We start from the raw sequence: 16,440 nt of genomic DNA, 5'->3' as shown, positions 1-16,440 counted from the left end.
CGCACATGACGTCGGCGAAGCGCACGTCGACGTCGGGGGGTGGTTCCGGCAAGGGAGCCTCACGACGTGACGTTCGCGTGCAGTGTCGCCTCGCCCGTGACCCGTACGCCCGTCTCCTCCCCGAGCCTCACCGGCGGCTGGCCCGGGACGCGGATCTCGATGGGCGAGCCGTGGTCCGGGACGGTCACGGTGACCATGGCGTCGTGGCCGTAGTAGCGGATGTCCGTCACCTCGCCCCGGACGGCGCCCTCGGTGTCCGGGGCGGTGAGCCGGAGTTGTTCGGGGCGCAGGAGGACCGTGCCTTTTCGGATGCCGGTGGGCCGGCCGGTGAGGGGGACGCGGCCCAGTGCCGTGTCGGCCGTGTTGTCGCCGCCGGTGGTGGCGGGGAGCAGCACCGCCTCCCCGACGAACGCCGCCACCCAGGGGTCCGCGGGCCGGCGGTAGAGGTCCTGGGGTGTGGCGCACTGGACGACCCGGCCCGCGTGGACGACCGCGACGAGGTCCGCGGTGGACAGGGCCTCCTGCTGGTCATGGGTGACCAGAACCGCCGTCGCGCCCGTTGCCCGGAGCGCCGCGCGCACATCCGCCCGCACTCCCGCCCGCAGGGCGCTGTCCAGGGCGTTGAACGGCTCGTCGAGGAGGACCAGTTGGGGCCGCGGGGCCAGGGCGCGGGCCAGGGAGACGCGTTGTTGCTGGCCGCCGGAGAGTTCATGCGGCATGCGGTCGCCGTAGCCGGCGAGGCCGACCAGGTCCAGCATCTCCTCCGTGCGGTTCCGGCGTTCGGTCCGGTCGGCGCCCTTGAGGCCGAAGGCCACGTTGCGGGCCACACTGAGGTGCGGGAACAGCGCGCCCTCCTGGGGCACGATGCCGATCCGGCGGCGCTCCGGCGGCAGGTGGACCCCGGGGCCGCCGACGACCCGCTCGCCGAGTCGTACGGTGCCCGCGTCCGCGCGCAGGTAGCCCGCGACGACCCGGAGCATGGTGGTCTTGCCGCAGCCGGAGGGGCCCAGGACCGCGACCAGGCTGCCGGACGGCACGGTGAGGTCGAGGCCGCGCAGGACGGGTGCGTCGGGGCCGTAGGACTTTGTCAGGCCCTCGATCCGGAGAGCGTTCATGGGCGGTGCCTGCCAAGGAGGTAGGAGGGAACGGCCGCGAGCAGGATCAGCGTGGCCGCGTAGGGGGCAGCGGCCGCGAACGAGCCGGCGCCCGTCTCGGTCCACAGCCGGGTGGCCAGGGTGTCCATGCCCGTCGGCCGGAGAAGGAGGGTGGCCGGGAGCTCCTTCATGCAGACCACGAAGGTGAGGGCCGCCCCGGCCGCCACACCGGGCGCGGCCAGCGGCACGGTGACCTCGCGCAGCACCTGCCAGGGGCGCCGGCCGAGCGAGCGGGCCACGTCCTCCAGCACGGGCGGTGCCTGGAGGACGGCGGCGCGGGTCGCGGCGACCGCGACGGGCAGGAAGAGGACGGCGTACGCGCCGACCAGCAGCGGCAGTTTCTGGTAGAGGGGGTAGGCGTAGCGGACCGCGAAGAAGACCAGAGACAGGGCGACCGTGATGCCGGGCAGCGCGTGGCCCGCGTAGGCCGACTGCTCCAACAGCCGCGCCCCGCGCCCCTTGTGACGGGCCGCGATCACCCCGACCGGCAGGGCGAGGACCGTGGTGAGGGCGGCACCCGCGGCGGCGACCCCGAGGGTGGCCAGGGCGGTGTCCGTGAGCAGGGGCAGGTCCCAGGTGGCGGAGGTGCCGGCGGCCAGCCAGTAGCCGAGGGTGGCGAGCGGGAAGACGACAGCCACGGCGGCCACGGCGGCGCACCACAGCAGGGCGACCGGCCGCCACCGGCCGAGGGGGAGCGCGGCGGCCGGGCGGGCGGTCCCGCTGCCGGTCCGCGCGTGCCCGGCACGTCCGCGCGTACGGGCCTCGGCGGCGACCAGGGTCACCGTCATCACCACCAGCACGACGCTGAGCGCGGCTGCCGGGGTGCGGTCGAAGGAGGCGCGGTAGGAGGTGTGGATGGCGCGGGTGAACGTGTCGTAGCGCATGAGGGAGACCGCGCCGAAGTCGGAGAGGACGTAGAGCGCGACGAGCAGGGCGCCGCCCGCCGCCGAGGGACGCAGCTGGGGCAGGGTGACGCGCCAGAACGTCCGCAGGGGTCCGTGTCCGAGGGAGCGGGCTGCCTCCTCCAGCGCCGGGTCCGTGCCGCGCAGCGCGGCGGCGACCGGCAGGAGGACGTACGGGAAGCTGACGAGGGTCAGGGCGAGCGCGGCGCCGCCGAAACCGGCGAGGTCGGGCTCGGCGGCCAGCCAGGCGAAGGCGGCCACGTAACTGGGCACGGCGAGCGGCAGCGTGGCCAGCACCGACCAGGCGCGGGCGCCGGGCAGCGCGGTGCGCACGGTCAGCCAGGCCAGGGAGACGCCGAGCACCAGACAGGCCGCCACGACGACGACGGTGAGGCCGAGGCTGCGGCCGAGGAGGGCGAGGGTGCGCTCGTCGGCGACGACGTCCCAGGCGAAGGCGGGCCCGCGTTCGAGGGCGCGCACGGCGAGGTAGCCGAGCGGCAGCAGCGCGAACAGCGCGGCGGCGCAGGCGGGGACGAGCAGGACGAGCGGCGGTCGGCGCCCGGCGTCGGAGGTGGCCCCCCGGGCGGCGCGGACCCGTCGGCGCCCGGCCGGAGCGTCCGCGCCGGCCGGGGGTGCCGTGGATGCGGTGGTGTTCACGAGTGTCAGACGAGCCCGACGTCCTGGAGCATCGCCAGGGTCTCCTGGAGGGAGTCCAGCTTGCCGAGGTCGATGTCGGGGGACTCCAGGGACTCGAACGGCGGCAGCCCCTCGACGGTGCTGGTGACACCCGCGGCCAGCGGGTACTCCTTCGTCTTGTCGGCGAAGTAGGTCTGCGCCTCCTCGGAGAGGAGGTGGTCGACGGCCTTCTGCGCGGCCTCGGTCTGTCCGCTGTCCTTCAGGATGCCCGCGCCCGCCACGTTGATCAGCGCGCCGGGGTCCCCGCCGGGCAGGAAGTGCAGCTTGGCGTTGACCTTGTCCTCGCCCTTCTCGGCGACCCGCTCGTACCAGTAGTAGTGGTTGACCAGGCCGAGCGAGACCTCACCGGCCTCGATCGCGTCGAGGGTGGCGAGGTTGTGGGCGTAGGTCTTCGCGCCGTTGGCCTTCAGGTCCGTCAGCCACTCACGGGTGGCGTCGTCGCCCTCCAGGACGCGCATGCCGGTGACGAAGGCCTGGAAGGAGGCGTTGGTGGGCGCGAAGCCGACCTTGCCCTTCCACTGCGGCTTCACCACGTCGTGGACGCTGTCCGGAACCTGATCCTCGGTGAGGTCGTCGGGGTTGTAGGCGATCACCCGGACGCGTCCGGACAGACCCACCCAATCGCCGTCGCCGCCGCGGTAGGCCTCGTCCACCCCGTCGAGCGAGGACTGCGGGAGCTTCTTCAGCATCCCCTCCTTGGAGAGGGCGCCCAGGGCGCCGGCGTCCTGGGAGAAGAACAGTCCCGCCTTCGTGCGTTCGCCCTCCTCCAGGATCTGGGCGGCGAGCTCCGCACTGTCGCCGTAGCGCACCTCGACCTTGGTGCCCACCGCCTTCTCCAGCTTGTCGAGCAGCGGCTTGACCAGCTTCTCGTTGCGTCCGGAGTAGATGACGAGGGTGGAGTCGCCCCCCTCCCCGGCTGTGCTCGTGTCGTCGTCGGAGCCGCAGGCGGCGAGGGCGGGGAGCAGCAGGCCGGCCGCGACGAGCGCGGTGATCCGGCGAGCCAGGGGGCGTCGCATGGTGGTGTGCCTTCCTGCGGGAGCCACCGGCGAGCCGCTGGGTGCGGGGTCGGTCGGCGGGTGGGGAACTGATGTTTTCAAGCCAACTGTGAACATGCTATGAATAAGGTAAACCTTGCCTAAGCGTCAAGGGATCTGTGCTCTTTGCGGACGCTGCCGCAGAAAGGTTGCGCGCCCGTGATCTCACCGCCCGAGCCCCTTCGCGCTCCCTCCCGGCCCCCGGCCGCGAGCCCTTTCTCGACTCCGATCCCCCTGTCGGCACCGCCGGTCCGGCCCTCCGCCGGACCGCACGGAGTGACCTTCGCGCGCCAACTGGCCGCCCACGGCGACCGCGTCGCCTTCATCACGCCTTCGGGTGAACTCAGCTATCGAGAGCTCGCCCGGCGGGTCAGTGCCACGGCCAAGCGCCTCGGTCCCGTCCGCCGTCTGGTCCTGCTGGCCGGGGCCAACCGCGTCGACGCCCTCGTCGTCCATCTCGCCGCCCTGTCCGCCGGGCACCCGGTCCTGCTCGTCCCCGGGGACAGCGACAGCACGATCGACGCGCTGACCGAGGCGTACGACCCGGACGTGGTGGCCCGTCAGGACGAGCGCGGCCACGTCACCCTCCACGAACGCAGGCCCGGCACCGCCCACACCCTCCACCCGGACCTCGCGCTGCTGCTGAGCACGTCGGGCTCGACCGGCTCCCCGAAGCTCGTACGCCTGTCGCACGACAACGTGCAGGCGAACGCCGCGTCCATCGCCGGGTACCTCGGCATCACCGACACCGACCGCGCGGCCACGACCCTGCCTCCGCACTACTGCTACGGCCTCTCCGTCATCCACAGCCACCTGGTGCGCGGCGCCGGGCTGATCCTCACCGACCGGTCGGTGGCGGACGCCGGTTTCTGGGAGGAGTTCCGCGCCGCCCGCGGCACCTCGCTGGCCGGCGTGCCGTACACCTTCGACCTCCTCGACCGCGTCGGGTTCGCCGACATGGAGCTGCCGCACCTGCGCCGCGTCACCCAGGCGGGCGGCCGGCTGGCGCCCGAACGGGTCGCCCGCTACGCCGAGCAGGGGCGCCGGGCGGGCTGGGAACTCTTCGTGATGTACGGGCAGACCGAGGCGACGGCCCGCATGGCCTATCTGCCGCCGCACCTCGCCGCGGCCCGCCCGGAAGCCGTCGGCGTGGCGATCCCCGGCGGCTCCTTCCGCCTGGCACCCGTCGACACGCCGACCGAACCGGACACCGCCCAGAACCCCGACGCGGACGACGTCGGCGAACTCGTCTACTCCGGCCCGAACGTCATGCTCGGCTACGCGCAGGGCCCGGCCGACCTCGCCCTCGGGCGCACGGTCCATGAACTGCACACGGGCGACCTGGCACGACGCGCGCCCGACGGGCTGTACGAGATAGTCGGGCGCCGCAGCCGGTTCGCGAAGATCTGCGGCCTGCGGATCGACCCCCAGCGCGTGGAGGCCCTGCTGGAACGGCACGGGATCACCGCGTTCTGCGTGGGCGACGGGGACGCGCTGGCGGTGGCGGCGCTGACGGACGGCGTCGAGAGCCACTCCGACGAGACACGCGTGCGCCGCCTGGTGGCACAGGAGTGCGGGATCCCGCCGCGAGCCGTCCGGGTGCGCGTCGTTCCGGAACTGCCCCGCCTGGCCAGCGGAAAGCCCGACCACGAGGCCGTACGCCGTCTCACGCGTCCGCGATCCCCGGCGGCGGACCCGGCGGGCGCGGCCGGCGAGGCGGGCGCGGACCCGGACGCCGCCCCGTGGAGCACCGACCCGGGAGCCGCGCTGCGGAGCCTCTACGCCGACATACTCGACCGCGACGACGTCACCGACGACAGCAGCTTCGTCGCTCTGGGCGGCGACTCGCTCTGCTACGTGGAGATGTCCCTGCGGCTGGAGGAGGCCCTGGGCACCCTCCCCACGGACTGGCCCGCGCGGCCGATTCGCGAACTCGCCTCCCTGGCAACGGAGTCGGGGGACCGGGCGGAGGACACCGGGGCGCGCGAGACCTGCTCCCGAGGTGCCCGGCGTTCCGTGGAGACCGGGATCGCGCTACGGGCGATCGGGATCGTCCTCGTCGTCGGCTCGCACATCCCCGTCTTCACGCTCCAGGGCAGCGCGCACATCCTGATCGGTGTCGCGGGCTACAACTTCGCCCGCTTCCACCTGACCGCCGCCGCCCACCGCGACCGCGTACGCCACCTGTGGCGCGGCGTCGCCCGCATAGCCCTGCCCAGCATGGTGTGGATCTCCTGCGCGGTCCTGCTGACCGGCCTGTACGACCCGGCCAACGCCCTGCTGGTCAACAGCCTCCTCGACCAGGGCACCGAGCGTCACGAGTGGCACTACTGGTTCGTGGAGGCGCTGGTCTACTTCCTGGTCGTGCTGGGCGCGCTGCTGGCCGTGCCGCTGCTGGACCGGCTGGAGCGGCGCCACCCGTTCGGAGTCCCGCTGGCGCTGGTGGCGATCGGCCTGGTCGGCCGCTACGACCTGCTGGGCCTGGCGCCCGCCCGCTTCCACCTGGGCCCGGCCGTGGTGTTCTGGCTGTTCGCGCTGGGCTGGGCGGCCGCACGGGCGACGAGCGCGCGGCAACGGCTCCTGCTGACCGCGGTGCTCCTGCTCACCACGCCCGGCCTGTTCCAGGACCAGCCGCAGCGCACGCTCCTGGTCGTCGCGGGCCTGACCCTGCTGATCTGGGTGCCGACACTGCCGAGCCTGGGTCCGCTCAACCGCGTCGCCGGCGTCCTGGCGAGCAGTTCCCTCTACATCTATCTGACCCACTTCCAGGTCTACCCCTTCCTCCGCGACGACTTCCCCGTCCTCGCCCTCCTCGCCTCCCTGGCGGTCGGCATCGGATACGCCACGGTCGCCACCCGCGTGGTGCGCAGACTCCGACCGGCGGGCAGCCACCCGGCCGAGCCGGATAAATGCTTTGAGCGGGACGGCTCCCGGTTGCTAGGTTCGTGGCGGACCGTGAAGTCGTCGTAGGGAGGTGAGCCCCGTGAACCCAGTCACCCGTGGGTGCTCCCTCAACTCGTCACGGTCCGGCGGCTGACGTTCGGTGTCGCCGGGAGCGCCTGAGATCGAGGCACTCCTGGAGGGAGACTCCGATGAGAGCGAAACCCCGCATTGCCGGTCCGGGCGAGAACGCCGTGATGATCACGCGCGTCGCGGACGGGCAATGGCACGCACTGGAAGACGACCTGGTGGTCGGCCGCGGGCACGCACGGCACCGGCCCGACGGACGGCTGTACGTCAGCATCGACGCCTGGCACGACGAGCCCTTCGACCGGCTCGCCGAGGCGATGTCGGCGGACCTGCCGGCGCCGCTGCACACCGTGGTGGACGAGGCCGACGTGGAGCTGACGGCCCGCCTGCGGCGGGCCGGATTCACGATCCGGCGCCGCGAGTGGGAGTACGTCGTGCCGACCGACCCGCGGGCCACAGGGCTCGACGAGGTCCTGCCGCCTCCCGGCGTGACGATCGTCCCCGCCGGTCGGGCGGACGAGGCTTTGCTGCGGGCGGTGGACCGCGCGATCCGTGACGAGGTCGAGGCGACCGTCGGGTGGCATTCGATGCCCGCGGAGGTGGTGCACGGCCCCGACGGCGACACCGTCGTCGACCCGTCGACGTACACGGTGGCCGCGGCACCGGACCGCTACCTCGGGCTGATCCGGGTGGTGATCCCGATCCGGCCGCGGATCGGGCTGCTCGCGGTCCGGGCCGGCGAGCGGCGCCGGGGCATCGCGCGAGCGCTGCTCGCGCACGCGCTGGACACCCTGCACCGCGCCGGGTTCACCGAGGCGTGGACCGAGGTGCAGGAGTCCAACCACGCCGCCTCGGCGCTGTTCGAAAGCGTCGGCGCCCGGCGGGCCGGCAGCAACCTGGAGCTGGTGCGATGACGAGGAACAAGAACGTCATCGAGGTCGAGGGCAGGGTCGTCGAGTGCCTGCGCAGCGCCATGCTCACCGTGGAGCTGGAGAACGGCCACCAGGTGCTCGCCCACATCAGCGGGAAGATCCGCAAGAACTACATCAAGATCATGCTGGAGGACCGGGTGCTGGTGGAACTCCCGCCGTACGACCTGACCCGCGGCCGGATCGTGTTCCGGTACCGGAACTAGCCGCGGTCGGCACCCGCCGGTAGCCGATCCCGAGCCCCGGTCACGGCGACGCCGTGACCGGGGTCCGCCGGGCGGGCGACGGCGCCTGGTTACTATGTGCCTTCATACCGAAGGCCGGGAGCGGAAGATGTTGAGAGAGGTCACCGCGACCCGCTACGTCGCCCCCCTGCGTGCCGGTGGCTCCGTGCCCGGCGTCGTCGAGGCCGACGACCTGGGCACCTATGTCGTCAAGTTCACGGGCTCGGCGCAGGGCCGCAAGGCGCTGGTCGCCGAGGTGATCGTCGGGGAGCTGGCACGGGCGCTCGGGATGCGGTTCCCGGAGCTGGTCCTGGCGCGCTTCGACCCGGTGATCGCCGAGAGCGAGCCGCACCAGGAGGTGCGGGAACTGCACGCGGCGAGCGCCGGCCTCAACCTCGGCATGGACTATCTGCCGGGCGCCGCGGACTTCACCCCGGAGATCGCGCGGGAGTTCCGCGTCGACCCGCTGGAAGCCGGCCGGATCGTCTGGCTCGACGCCCTCACGGTCAACGTCGACCGCACCGTGCACAGTTCGAACCTCATGATCTGGCCCACCCTCGGCATCGCGCCCCCGCGCCTCTGGCTGATCGACCACGGCGCGGCCCTCGTCTTCCACCACCGCTGGGACGCCTCGGACCCCACCAAGGCCTACGACTTCCGCCACCACGCCCTCGGCCACTACGCCCCGGACGTGCGCGCGGCCGACGCGGAGCTCGCGCCGAAGGTGACCGAGGACCTGCTGCGGCGCATCGTCGCGGAGGTCCCGGACGGCTGGCTGCCCGTCGAGGACGGCTTCACCTCGCCCGACGAGGTCCGCGACGCCTATGTGCGCTACCTCCACGCGCGCGTGGCCGCCTCCGCCGACTGGCTCCCCACCGACTTCCCCACCCGGGAGGAACTCGCCGCCGAGGAGGCCCTCCGCGCGGCGAGAACACAGCGAGGCCGACCGGACTGGCTGAAGCGGGTACCCGACCTGCACGGCAAGCCGGCGGCGGAACAGGATTGGTCGGTGCACCTGGGATGACGCGGACACAGCGGGTCGAGATCGAGTACTGCACCCAGTGCCGCTGGCTGCCCCGGGCCGCCTGGCTGGCCCAGGAGCTGCTGACGACCTTCGAGACCGAACTGACGGAGCTGTCCCTCAAGCCCGGCACGGGCGGCGTCTTCGTGGTCCGGGTGGGCGACGAGGTCGTCTGGGACCGCCGTGACCAGGGCTTCCCCGAGCCCACCGCCGTGAAGCAGGCCGTACGCGACCGAGTGGCCCCGGGAAGGTCCCTGGGCCACTCGGACAGGATCGGCGGGTCGTAGCTCAGCCCTTGAGCTGCTCGTACGCCGGCAGGGTCAGGAAGTCGACGTAGTCCTCGTCGAGGGAGACCTCCAGCAGGAGGTCGTGGGCCTGCTGCCAGTGCCCGGCGGCGAACGCCTCCTCGCCCAACTCGGCCCGCAGGTTGGCGAGTTCCTCGGCGGCGACCTCGCGGGCCAGCTCCGGCGTGGCCTTCACCGTCTGTCCGTCGCGCTCGAACTCGACGCCCGCGTTGATCCACTGCCAGATCTGGGAGCGGGAGATCTCGGCGGTGGCCGCGTCCTCCATCAGGTTGAAGATGGCGACGGCGCCGAGGCCGCGCAGCCAGGCCTCGATGTAACGGATGCCGACCTGGACGGCGTTGACGAGTCCGGCGTACGTCGGCCTGGCGTCGAGGGAGTCGACGGCGATCAGATCGCCGGCCTTGACGTCGACGTCGTCGCGGAGGCGGTCCTTCTGGTGGGGCTTGTCGCCGAGGACGGCGTCGAAGGAGGCCATGGCGATCGGGACCAGGTCAGGGTGGGCCACCCAGGAGCCGTCGAAGCCGTCGTTCGCCTCACGGTCCTTGTCGGCCTTGACCTTCTCGAACGCGACCTTGTTGACCTCCTCGTCGCGGCGCGACGGGATGAAGGCGGCCATGCCGCCGATCGCGTGCGCGCCGCGCTTGTGGCAGGTGCGGACGAGGAGTTCGGTGTACGCGCGCATGAACGGGGCGGTCATCGTCACCGCGTTGCGGTCCGGGAGGACGAACTTGGCGCCGCCGTCACGGAAGTTCTTCACGATGGAGAAGAGGTAGTCCCAGCGGCCCGCGTTCAACCCCGAGGCGTGGTCGCGGAGTTCGTAGAGGATCTCCTCCATCTCGTACGCGGCCGTGATCGTCTCGATGAGGACGGTGGCGCGGACCGTGCCCTGGGGGATGCCGAGGTGGTCCTGCGCGAAGACGAACACCTCGTTCCAGAGGCGGGCCTCCAGGTGGGACTCCGTCTTGGGGAGGTAGAAGTACGGGCCCTTGCCGAGGTCCAGCAGGCGCTGGGCATTGTGGAAGAAGTACAGCCCGAAGTCGACGAGCGCGCCGGGCACCGCCCGGCCGTCGCCGACGCTGTCGACGAGGTGGCGCTCGTCGAGGTGCCAGCCGCGCGGGCGCATGACGACCGTCGCCAGCTCCTCGTTCGGGCGCAGCGCGTAGGACTTGCCGGTGCGCTCGTCGGTGAAGTCGATGTTCCGGGTGTAGGCGTCGGCCATGTTCACCTGGCCGAGGACCACGTTCTCCCAGGTGGGCGCGGAGGCGTCCTCGAAGTCCGCGAGCCAGATCTTCGCCCCCGAGTTCAGGGCGTTGATCGTCATCTTGCGGTCGGTGGGGCCGGTGATCTCGACACGGCGGTCGTCCAAGGCGGCCGGGGAGGGGGCCACCTTCCAGGAGTCGTCGGCGCGGATCGCGGCGGTCTCCGGGAGGAAGTCGAGCGTGGAGGTGCGGGCGATCTCGGCGCGCCGCTCCGCGCGGCGGGCCAGCAGCTCGTCACGTCGGGGGGTGAACCGGCGGTGCAGCTCGGCCACGAAGGCGAGGGCGGCGGGGGTGAGGACCTCGTCCTGACGGGGCAGGGGCTCGGCGTCGACGATGGCCAGCGGGGACGGCGCTGGTGCGGACATGAGCTGTCACTTCCTTCAGCGGGCGTGGCACCGGGTGTCAGTCGACCCGGGTCGGGCTGTGGGCGCCCCCGGATGGGCGGGACCCTTCTGAGCTGTGGATAGTAGTTTCCTCATGGTGGAAGTTCAATGTTTTGTTGATGTCGAGATTCTTCGGGTCGAGGCAGGGTGGCGCTGAGTGTCACCCTGTTCACTCAAGGTGGACGAGGTCCGCCTCGGTGTCGATGTCGTACGGCCGTGCCACGTCCCCGCACTCGACGAGGGTGATCGTGTCGCCGTGCTCCTTCAGATAGACGCGGGCCCCTCGGTCGCCGGTGGCGGTGGCGGTGATGCCGGCCCAGTGGTCGGCGCCGAAGAGGACGGGGTGGCCCCGCACGCCGTCGTACGCGGCCGCCACGAGCGACCCGCGCGAACCGTGCGCGGCGAGGACGCGGGCCACCGCCTCCGGCCCGATGCCCGGCTGGTCCACCAGCGACACCAGGGCGGCGTCCGCTCCCGTCCCCGTCAGTGACTCCAGTCCGGCTCGCAGCGAGGAGCCCATCCCCTCGGCCCAGTCCGGATTGTCGACCAGCACGCAGCCGGGCAGGTCGGCGCGGGCGCGCACGGCCGACGACTCCGCGCCGAGGACCACATGGACCCGGGTGCAGCCGCCCGCCCGCAGTACGCCGACCGCGTGTTCGACCAACGGGCGGCCGCGGTGGGTGAGCAGGGCCTTGGGGCGACCGCCGAGGCGCCGCCCGCCACCGGCGGCCAGCAGCAGGCCGACGATCACGCTCTCGGACGCCGGGCGGGCCGGGTCAGGGGCGGTGTCACGGGACTGGTGGTGCGTCATGTCCCCTGCATACCCGACCGGGCGGGGGCGTCCCGTGAAGCCCCACGGACCGGGTGCCGTCTTTGTGGTGCCCGGGGACTGAATTTCGGTCCCCGTGGTGGCGCTCGCCACACCGATTGGCGTTTACTGGCCCGCGCCACCCCCGGCGCCCGACCGACGCCACGGGGCGGGCGGCCGTGCGCCGTCGCACGGCCATGACTCGTGCACGAAGGCGTGGGCGAGGGGGGGAGAGGGCTGTGTTGCGGAGCTTGGGGCAGAGGCCAGTGACCGGCGGTGACGAGGATCCGAGAGTGGCGGAGCTGAGCTCGGCCGTGTCCCGGCTGCGTCGTGAACTGGCCGCGCATCCGGCGGAGTTTCCCGACCGGGGCATAGCGGAGGACGAGCTGGCGGCGCTCGCGGCGATGGCCGTCACCGGGATGCCGGAGGTTCCGCGGTTGCGGCGCTCGCTGTTGCTGATCGCGGGGTCGATCGGGTCGGTGAGTGCGTTGGCGAAGGGGTTGGCGGATGTGCGTACGGCGGTGGAGTTGTTCGGGGAGCCGCCTCGTCGGTGACCGTCGCTTCTTCCGCCCCCGCCGCCCCTGCCCGTCCCATCCTCAGGGGCTGCGCCCCTTTGACCCCCAGACGTCCCTTCGGTGGGGGCTGGTCGCGCAGTTCCCCGCGCCCCTGAAAAGACGGGGCTGCGCCCCAGCCTTTTCAGGCCCGCCGGGCCTGAATCCTTCAGGGCGCGGGGAACTGCGCGACCAGCCCACGCACCCGCACCCGACGAGGTTCCCGAAGGCGCCCCCGCCGACGTGACCGACGGCCCGCCGCTCAGCTGCCCGCGCCCGAACTCGCCAGCGCCTCCGACAGTTCCACCGCCACCTGCTGCAGCACCGGCACGATTCGTTCCGTCGCCGTCTCCGTGACGCGTCCCGCCGGGCCGGAGATCGAAATAGCCGCGGCGGTGGGGGAGTCCGGGACGGAGACGGCGAGGCAGCGGACGCCGATCTCCTGTTCGTTGTCGTCGACCGCGTACCCCAGCCGGCGGACGTCCTCCAGGGCGCTCAGGAAGCCCTCGGGCGTGGTGATCGTCTTGTCCGTGGCCGCCGGCATGCCCGTACGGGCCAGCAGCGCGCGCACCTCGTCGGCCGGGAAGCCGGCGAGGAGCGCCTTGCCGACCCCCGTGGAGTGGGGGAGGACGCGGCGGCCCACCTCGGTGAACATCCGCATCGAGTGCTTGGACGGCACCTGGGCGACGTAGACGATCTCGTCGCCGTCCAGCAGCGCCATGTTCGCCGTCTCGCCGGTCTCCTCGACGAGACGTGCCAGGTACGGGCGGGCCCAGGTGCCGAGCAGCCGGGACGCGGACTCGCCGAGGCGGATCAGGCGCGGGCCGAGGGCGTAGCGCCGGTTGGACTGCTGGCGTACGTAGCCGCAGACGACCAGCGTCCGCATCAGCCGGTGGATCGTCGGCAGCGGCAGGCCACTGCTCGCGGACAGCTCGCTCAGGCCCACCTCGCCGCCGGCGTCCGCCATCCGCTCCAGCAGATCGAAGGCGCGCTCGAGGGACTGGACACCACCGGAGGACGACTTGGCGGAGTCGGTCGTGTGGGCGCTGGCGCTGGACATCGGCACGGGCGCGGTCCTTTCGAGATGGCGGGCGAGGTCGCAGCCTACCCGGCAGTTCGTTGACTACGAGCTCGTACGTCATTAAGTTCTGCTCAGTGGAATGGTAATTCCGTCTTGTGAAAACAACCAGGATGCGTGCCGTGGGAGGCAGAGTGGAGGGTGTGCCCTTGACGGGGGCGCGAGGCGGGTGAAAACTCCTTCAACAGAACGTTGAATTCCGTTACGTGGAAGTAAATACCGTTAAGCGGAAGTGAAGAGCGGTACGGCGAGAGGGGTCCCGGTGTCCGAGGCTGAATTGGTGTTGCGCTCGACGCGCGTCATCACCCCCGACGGATCGCGCCCCGCCGCGGTCGCCGTCGCCGACGGCAGGATCACGGCCGTACTCCCCCACGACGCCGACATACCGTCCGGCGCGCGCCTGGAGGATCTCGGCGACCACGTCCTGCTGCCCGGCCTCGTCGACACCCACGTCCATGTGAACGACCCCGGACGCACCCACTGGGAGGGCTTCTGGACCGCCACCCGCGCGGCGGCGGCCGGAGGCATCACCACCCTCGTCGACATGCCTCTCAACTCCCTCCCGCCGACCACCACGGTCGACCACCTCCGTACGAAGCGCGAGGTCGCCGCCGACAAGGCCCACATCGACGTCGGCTTCTGGGGCGGCGCCCTGCCCGACAACGTCAAGGACCTGCGCCCGCTGCACGACAGCGGGGTCTTCGGCTTCAAGGCGTTCCTGTCGCCGTCGGGCGTGGAGGAGTTCCCGCACCTCGACCAGGACGGACTCGCCCGCTCCCTGGCCGAGATCGCGGGCTTCGGCGGACTGCTGATCGTCCACGCCGAGGACCCCCACCACCTCGACGCGGCTCCCCAGCAGGGCGGCCCCCGGTACGCCGACTTCCTCGCCTCCCGCCCGCGTGACGCCGAGGACACCGCCATCGCGGCCCTCGTCGCCCAGGCCCGGCGGCTCGACGCACGCGTCCACGTGCTCCACCTCTCCTCCAGCGACGCCCTCCCGCTGATCGCCGAGGCGAAGCGGGAGGGCGTACGGATCACCGTGGAGACCTGCCCGCACTACCTCACCCTCACGGCCGAGGAAGTCCCGGACGGGGCGAGCGAGTTCAAGTGCTGCCCGCCCATCCGGGAGTCCGCCAACCAGGACCTCCTCTGGCAGGCCCTCGCGGACGGCACCATCGACTGTGTGGTCACCGACCACTCCCCGTCGACCGCCGACCTCAAGACCGACGACTTCGCCACCGCCTGGGGCGGCATCTCCGGCCTGCAGCTGAGCCTCGCGGCGGTCTGGACGGAGGCCCGCAGGCGCGGCCACGGCCTGGAGGACGTGGTCCGCTGGATGTCCACCCGCACGGCCGCCCTCGTCGGACTGGACCGCAAGGGCGCCATCGAGCCCGGCCGCGACGCCGACTTCGCCGTCCTCGCCCCGGACGAGACCTTCACCGTCGACCCGGCCGCGCTCCAGCACCGCAACCGGGTCACCGCCTACGCCGGCAAGACCCTGTACGGCGTGGTCAAGTCCACCTGGCTGCACGGTGAACGCATCGTCGCCGACGGCGAGTTCACCGAACCGAAGGGACAACTCCTCACCCGCACACCCTGATTCACCCACGCACCCGCGGCGGCCACCACCGAAAGGCAGACCTGATCATCGTGACGGCGCAGCACCACACCCCGCTCGCGAGCTTCACCGGCGACGCGAACCCCTACGGCGGCGGCGACCCGTACGCGGACTACCGCACCGCCGACTTCCCCTTCACCCAGTACGCCGACCTCGCCGACCGCAGGCTCGGCGCGGGTGTGATCGCCGCCAACGACGAGTTCTTCGCCCACCGGGAGAACCTGCTGGTGCCCGAGCGCGCCGAGTTCGACCCCGAGCACTTCGGGCACAAGGGCAAGGTCATGGACGGCTGGGAGACGCGCCGCCGCCGGGGTGCCTCCGCCGAGCATCCCTGGCCGACGGCCGAGGACCACGACTGGGCGCTGATCCGCCTGGGCGCGCCCGGGGTGATCCGGGGAATCGTCGTCGACACGGCCCACTTCCGCGGCAACTACCCGCAGGCGGTGTCCGTCGAGGGCGCCTGCGTGGCCGGTTCCCCGTCGCCGGAGGAACTGCTCGCCGACGACGTGAAGTGGACGACGCTCGTCCCGCGCACCCCGGTCGGCGGCCACGCCGCCAACGGCTTCGCCGTCTCCGTCGAGCAGCGCTTCACCCACCTCCGCCTGAACCAGCACCCCGACGGCGGCATCGCCCGCCTCCGGGTCCACGGGGAGGTCGTACCGGACCCGGCCTGGCTCGCGGCTCTCGGCACCTTCGACGTGGTCGCCCTGGAGAACGGCGGCCGGGCCGAGGACGCCTCCAACCTCTTCTACTCGCCCGCCACCAACACCATCCAGCCCGGCCGCGCCCGGGTGATGCACGAGTGCTGGGAGACCCGGCGCCGTCGCGACCAGGGCAACGACTGGATCCGCTACCGCCTGGCCGCCCAGGCCGAGATCCGCGCCCTGGAGATCGACACGGCGTACCTCAAGGGCAACGCGGCTGGCTGGGCCACGGTCTCGGTGAGGGACGGGGACGACGGCGAGTGGACGGAAGTCCTCCCGCGCACCCGCCTCCAGCCCGACACCAACCACCGCTTCGTCCTCGCGGCCCCCGCCCTGGCCACCCACGCCCGCGTCGACATCTACCCCGACGGCGGCATCTCCCGCCTCCGCCTCTTCGGCTCCCTGACGGACCAGGGCAGCACCCGCCTGTCGACCCGCCACCAGGAACTGGGCGGCTAGGCCCTGTCGTCAACTTCCCGTCGTCGCCCGAAGGGCGGCCTGGCGGCGTCGTGGGGGTACCTCCCGGTCGAGCGCAGCCGAGACCGGGGGAGCGTGCTATCGGCGTGCCGGGCACTGACCCGCGTACCGGACGTACTCGGGTCGGTGCACGGTGCGTCGAGAGCGCGTGCATGGCGTCGCGGGGCAGGCGGGAATGTGACGACAGGGCCTAGCCCGGCCCGCCCGCGGCCAGCGGTGTGAAGGTCGCGGGCAGGCCCGTCGGTCCCGGTTAACTCCCGGAAAACTTAACGGACGTGCCCGGAAAATCATGGAACTTGTCATTGACATGTCACTGTCTACGCGCGT

14 protein-coding genes are annotated in these 16,440 nt (G+C 72.2%); 8 read left to right on the top strand and 6 right to left on the bottom strand.

What is annotated here, in order from left to right:
• Positions 1 to 59 precede the first annotated feature (59 nt).
• From P8T65_RS09040 to P8T65_RS09030, 3 genes are read right to left on the bottom strand one after another with little or no spacing between them, the layout of a single operon-like run.
• Positions 60 to 1,115, bottom strand: coding sequence for an ABC transporter ATP-binding protein (locus P8T65_RS09040; protein ID WP_316724871.1), 1,056 nt, complete (start codon positions 1,113 to 1,115; stop codon positions 60 to 62).
• Positions 1,112 to 2,713, bottom strand: a complete 1,602-nt coding sequence (locus tag P8T65_RS09035) for an ABC transporter permease (RefSeq protein ID WP_374116959.1) — start codon at positions 2,711 to 2,713, stop codon at positions 1,112 to 1,114. Before P8T65_RS09035 ends, P8T65_RS09040 begins: the two co-directional genes overlap by 4 nt.
• Before the next feature lie 5 nt (positions 2,714 to 2,718).
• Positions 2,719 to 3,768 (bottom strand): iron ABC transporter substrate-binding protein, encoded by a 1,050-nt coding sequence (locus P8T65_RS09030; RefSeq protein WP_316724869.1) that lies wholly within the window; start codon positions 3,766 to 3,768, stop codon positions 2,719 to 2,721.
• 294 nt (positions 3,769 to 4,062) lie between these two features.
• On the opposite strand from P8T65_RS09030, the gene P8T65_RS09025 reads away from it, so the two are divergent.
• The 5 genes from P8T65_RS09025 to P8T65_RS09005 all read left to right on the top strand — a co-directional run bounded on the left by P8T65_RS09025 (position 4,063) and on the right by P8T65_RS09005 (position 9,217).
• Positions 4,063 to 6,756, top strand: a complete 2,694-nt coding sequence (locus tag P8T65_RS09025) for an AMP-binding protein (RefSeq protein ID WP_316724867.1) — start codon at positions 4,063 to 4,065, stop codon at positions 6,754 to 6,756.
• A 122-nt stretch (positions 6,757 to 6,878) separates the two neighbouring features.
• On the top strand, positions 6,879 to 7,670 hold the full coding sequence (locus tag P8T65_RS09020) for a GNAT family N-acetyltransferase (protein WP_316724865.1): 792 nt from the start codon (positions 6,879 to 6,881) through the stop codon (positions 7,668 to 7,670).
• On the top strand, positions 7,667 to 7,891 hold the full coding sequence (gene infA, locus P8T65_RS09015; protein ID WP_316724863.1) for a translation initiation factor IF-1: 225 nt from the start codon (positions 7,667 to 7,669) through the stop codon (positions 7,889 to 7,891). Before P8T65_RS09020 ends, infA begins: the two co-directional genes overlap by 4 nt.
• A 127-nt stretch (positions 7,892 to 8,018) precedes the next feature.
• Complete coding sequence (locus P8T65_RS09010; RefSeq protein WP_316724862.1) at positions 8,019 to 8,933, top strand: HipA family kinase; 915 nt, start codon at positions 8,019 to 8,021, stop codon at positions 8,931 to 8,933.
• Positions 8,930 to 9,217 (top strand): SelT/SelW/SelH family protein, encoded by a 288-nt coding sequence (locus P8T65_RS09005; protein ID WP_184901107.1) that lies wholly within the window; start codon positions 8,930 to 8,932, stop codon positions 9,215 to 9,217. Before P8T65_RS09010 ends, P8T65_RS09005 begins: the two co-directional genes overlap by 4 nt.
• A gap of 1 nt (position 9,218) precedes the next feature.
• On the opposite strand, the gene aceB is transcribed toward P8T65_RS09005, so the two are convergent.
• Together aceB and P8T65_RS08995 are read right to left on the bottom strand one after the other, a co-directional pair.
• Positions 9,219 to 10,859, bottom strand: a complete 1,641-nt coding sequence (aceB, locus tag P8T65_RS09000; protein WP_316724860.1) for a malate synthase A — start codon at positions 10,857 to 10,859, stop codon at positions 9,219 to 9,221.
• A gap of 187 nt (positions 10,860 to 11,046) precedes the next feature.
• Entirely contained in the window at positions 11,047 to 11,688 is a 642-nt protein-coding gene (locus P8T65_RS08995; protein WP_316724859.1) for a nucleotidyltransferase family protein, read from the bottom strand.
• 236 nt (positions 11,689 to 11,924) lie between these two features.
• Between P8T65_RS08995 and P8T65_RS08990 the strand changes: the two genes are divergently transcribed.
• On the top strand, positions 11,925 to 12,239 hold the full coding sequence (locus tag P8T65_RS08990) for a DUF5955 family protein (protein ID WP_230213488.1): 315 nt from the start codon (positions 11,925 to 11,927) through the stop codon (positions 12,237 to 12,239).
• A gap of 259 nt (positions 12,240 to 12,498) precedes the next feature.
• Here P8T65_RS08990 and P8T65_RS08985 read toward each other — a convergent pair whose 3' ends face one another.
• On the bottom strand, positions 12,499 to 13,296 hold the full coding sequence (locus P8T65_RS08985; RefSeq protein WP_316731527.1) for an IclR family transcriptional regulator: 798 nt from the start codon (positions 13,294 to 13,296) through the stop codon (positions 12,499 to 12,501).
• Between the two features lie 280 nt (positions 13,297 to 13,576).
• Here P8T65_RS08985 and allB point away from each other — a divergent pair, with 280 nt between their 5' ends.
• Both allB and alc read left to right on the top strand, forming a co-directional pair.
• Positions 13,577 to 14,914, top strand: a complete 1,338-nt coding sequence (gene allB, locus P8T65_RS08980; protein WP_316724856.1) for an allantoinase AllB — start codon at positions 13,577 to 13,579, stop codon at positions 14,912 to 14,914.
• Positions 14,915 to 14,964: 50 nt separating this feature from the next.
• Positions 14,965 to 16,095, top strand: coding sequence for an allantoicase (gene alc / locus P8T65_RS08975; RefSeq protein WP_316724854.1), 1,131 nt, complete (start codon positions 14,965 to 14,967; stop codon positions 16,093 to 16,095).
• Positions 16,096 to 16,440 lie beyond the last annotated feature (345 nt).

The sequence above is a fragment of the Streptomyces sp. 11x1 genome (assembly GCF_032598905.1).
GTDB lineage: Bacteria > Actinomycetota > Actinomycetes > Streptomycetales > Streptomycetaceae > Streptomyces.
Note: the sequence above shows the minus strand (reverse complement) of the source record. Positions and strands in the feature narration are given on the sequence as shown.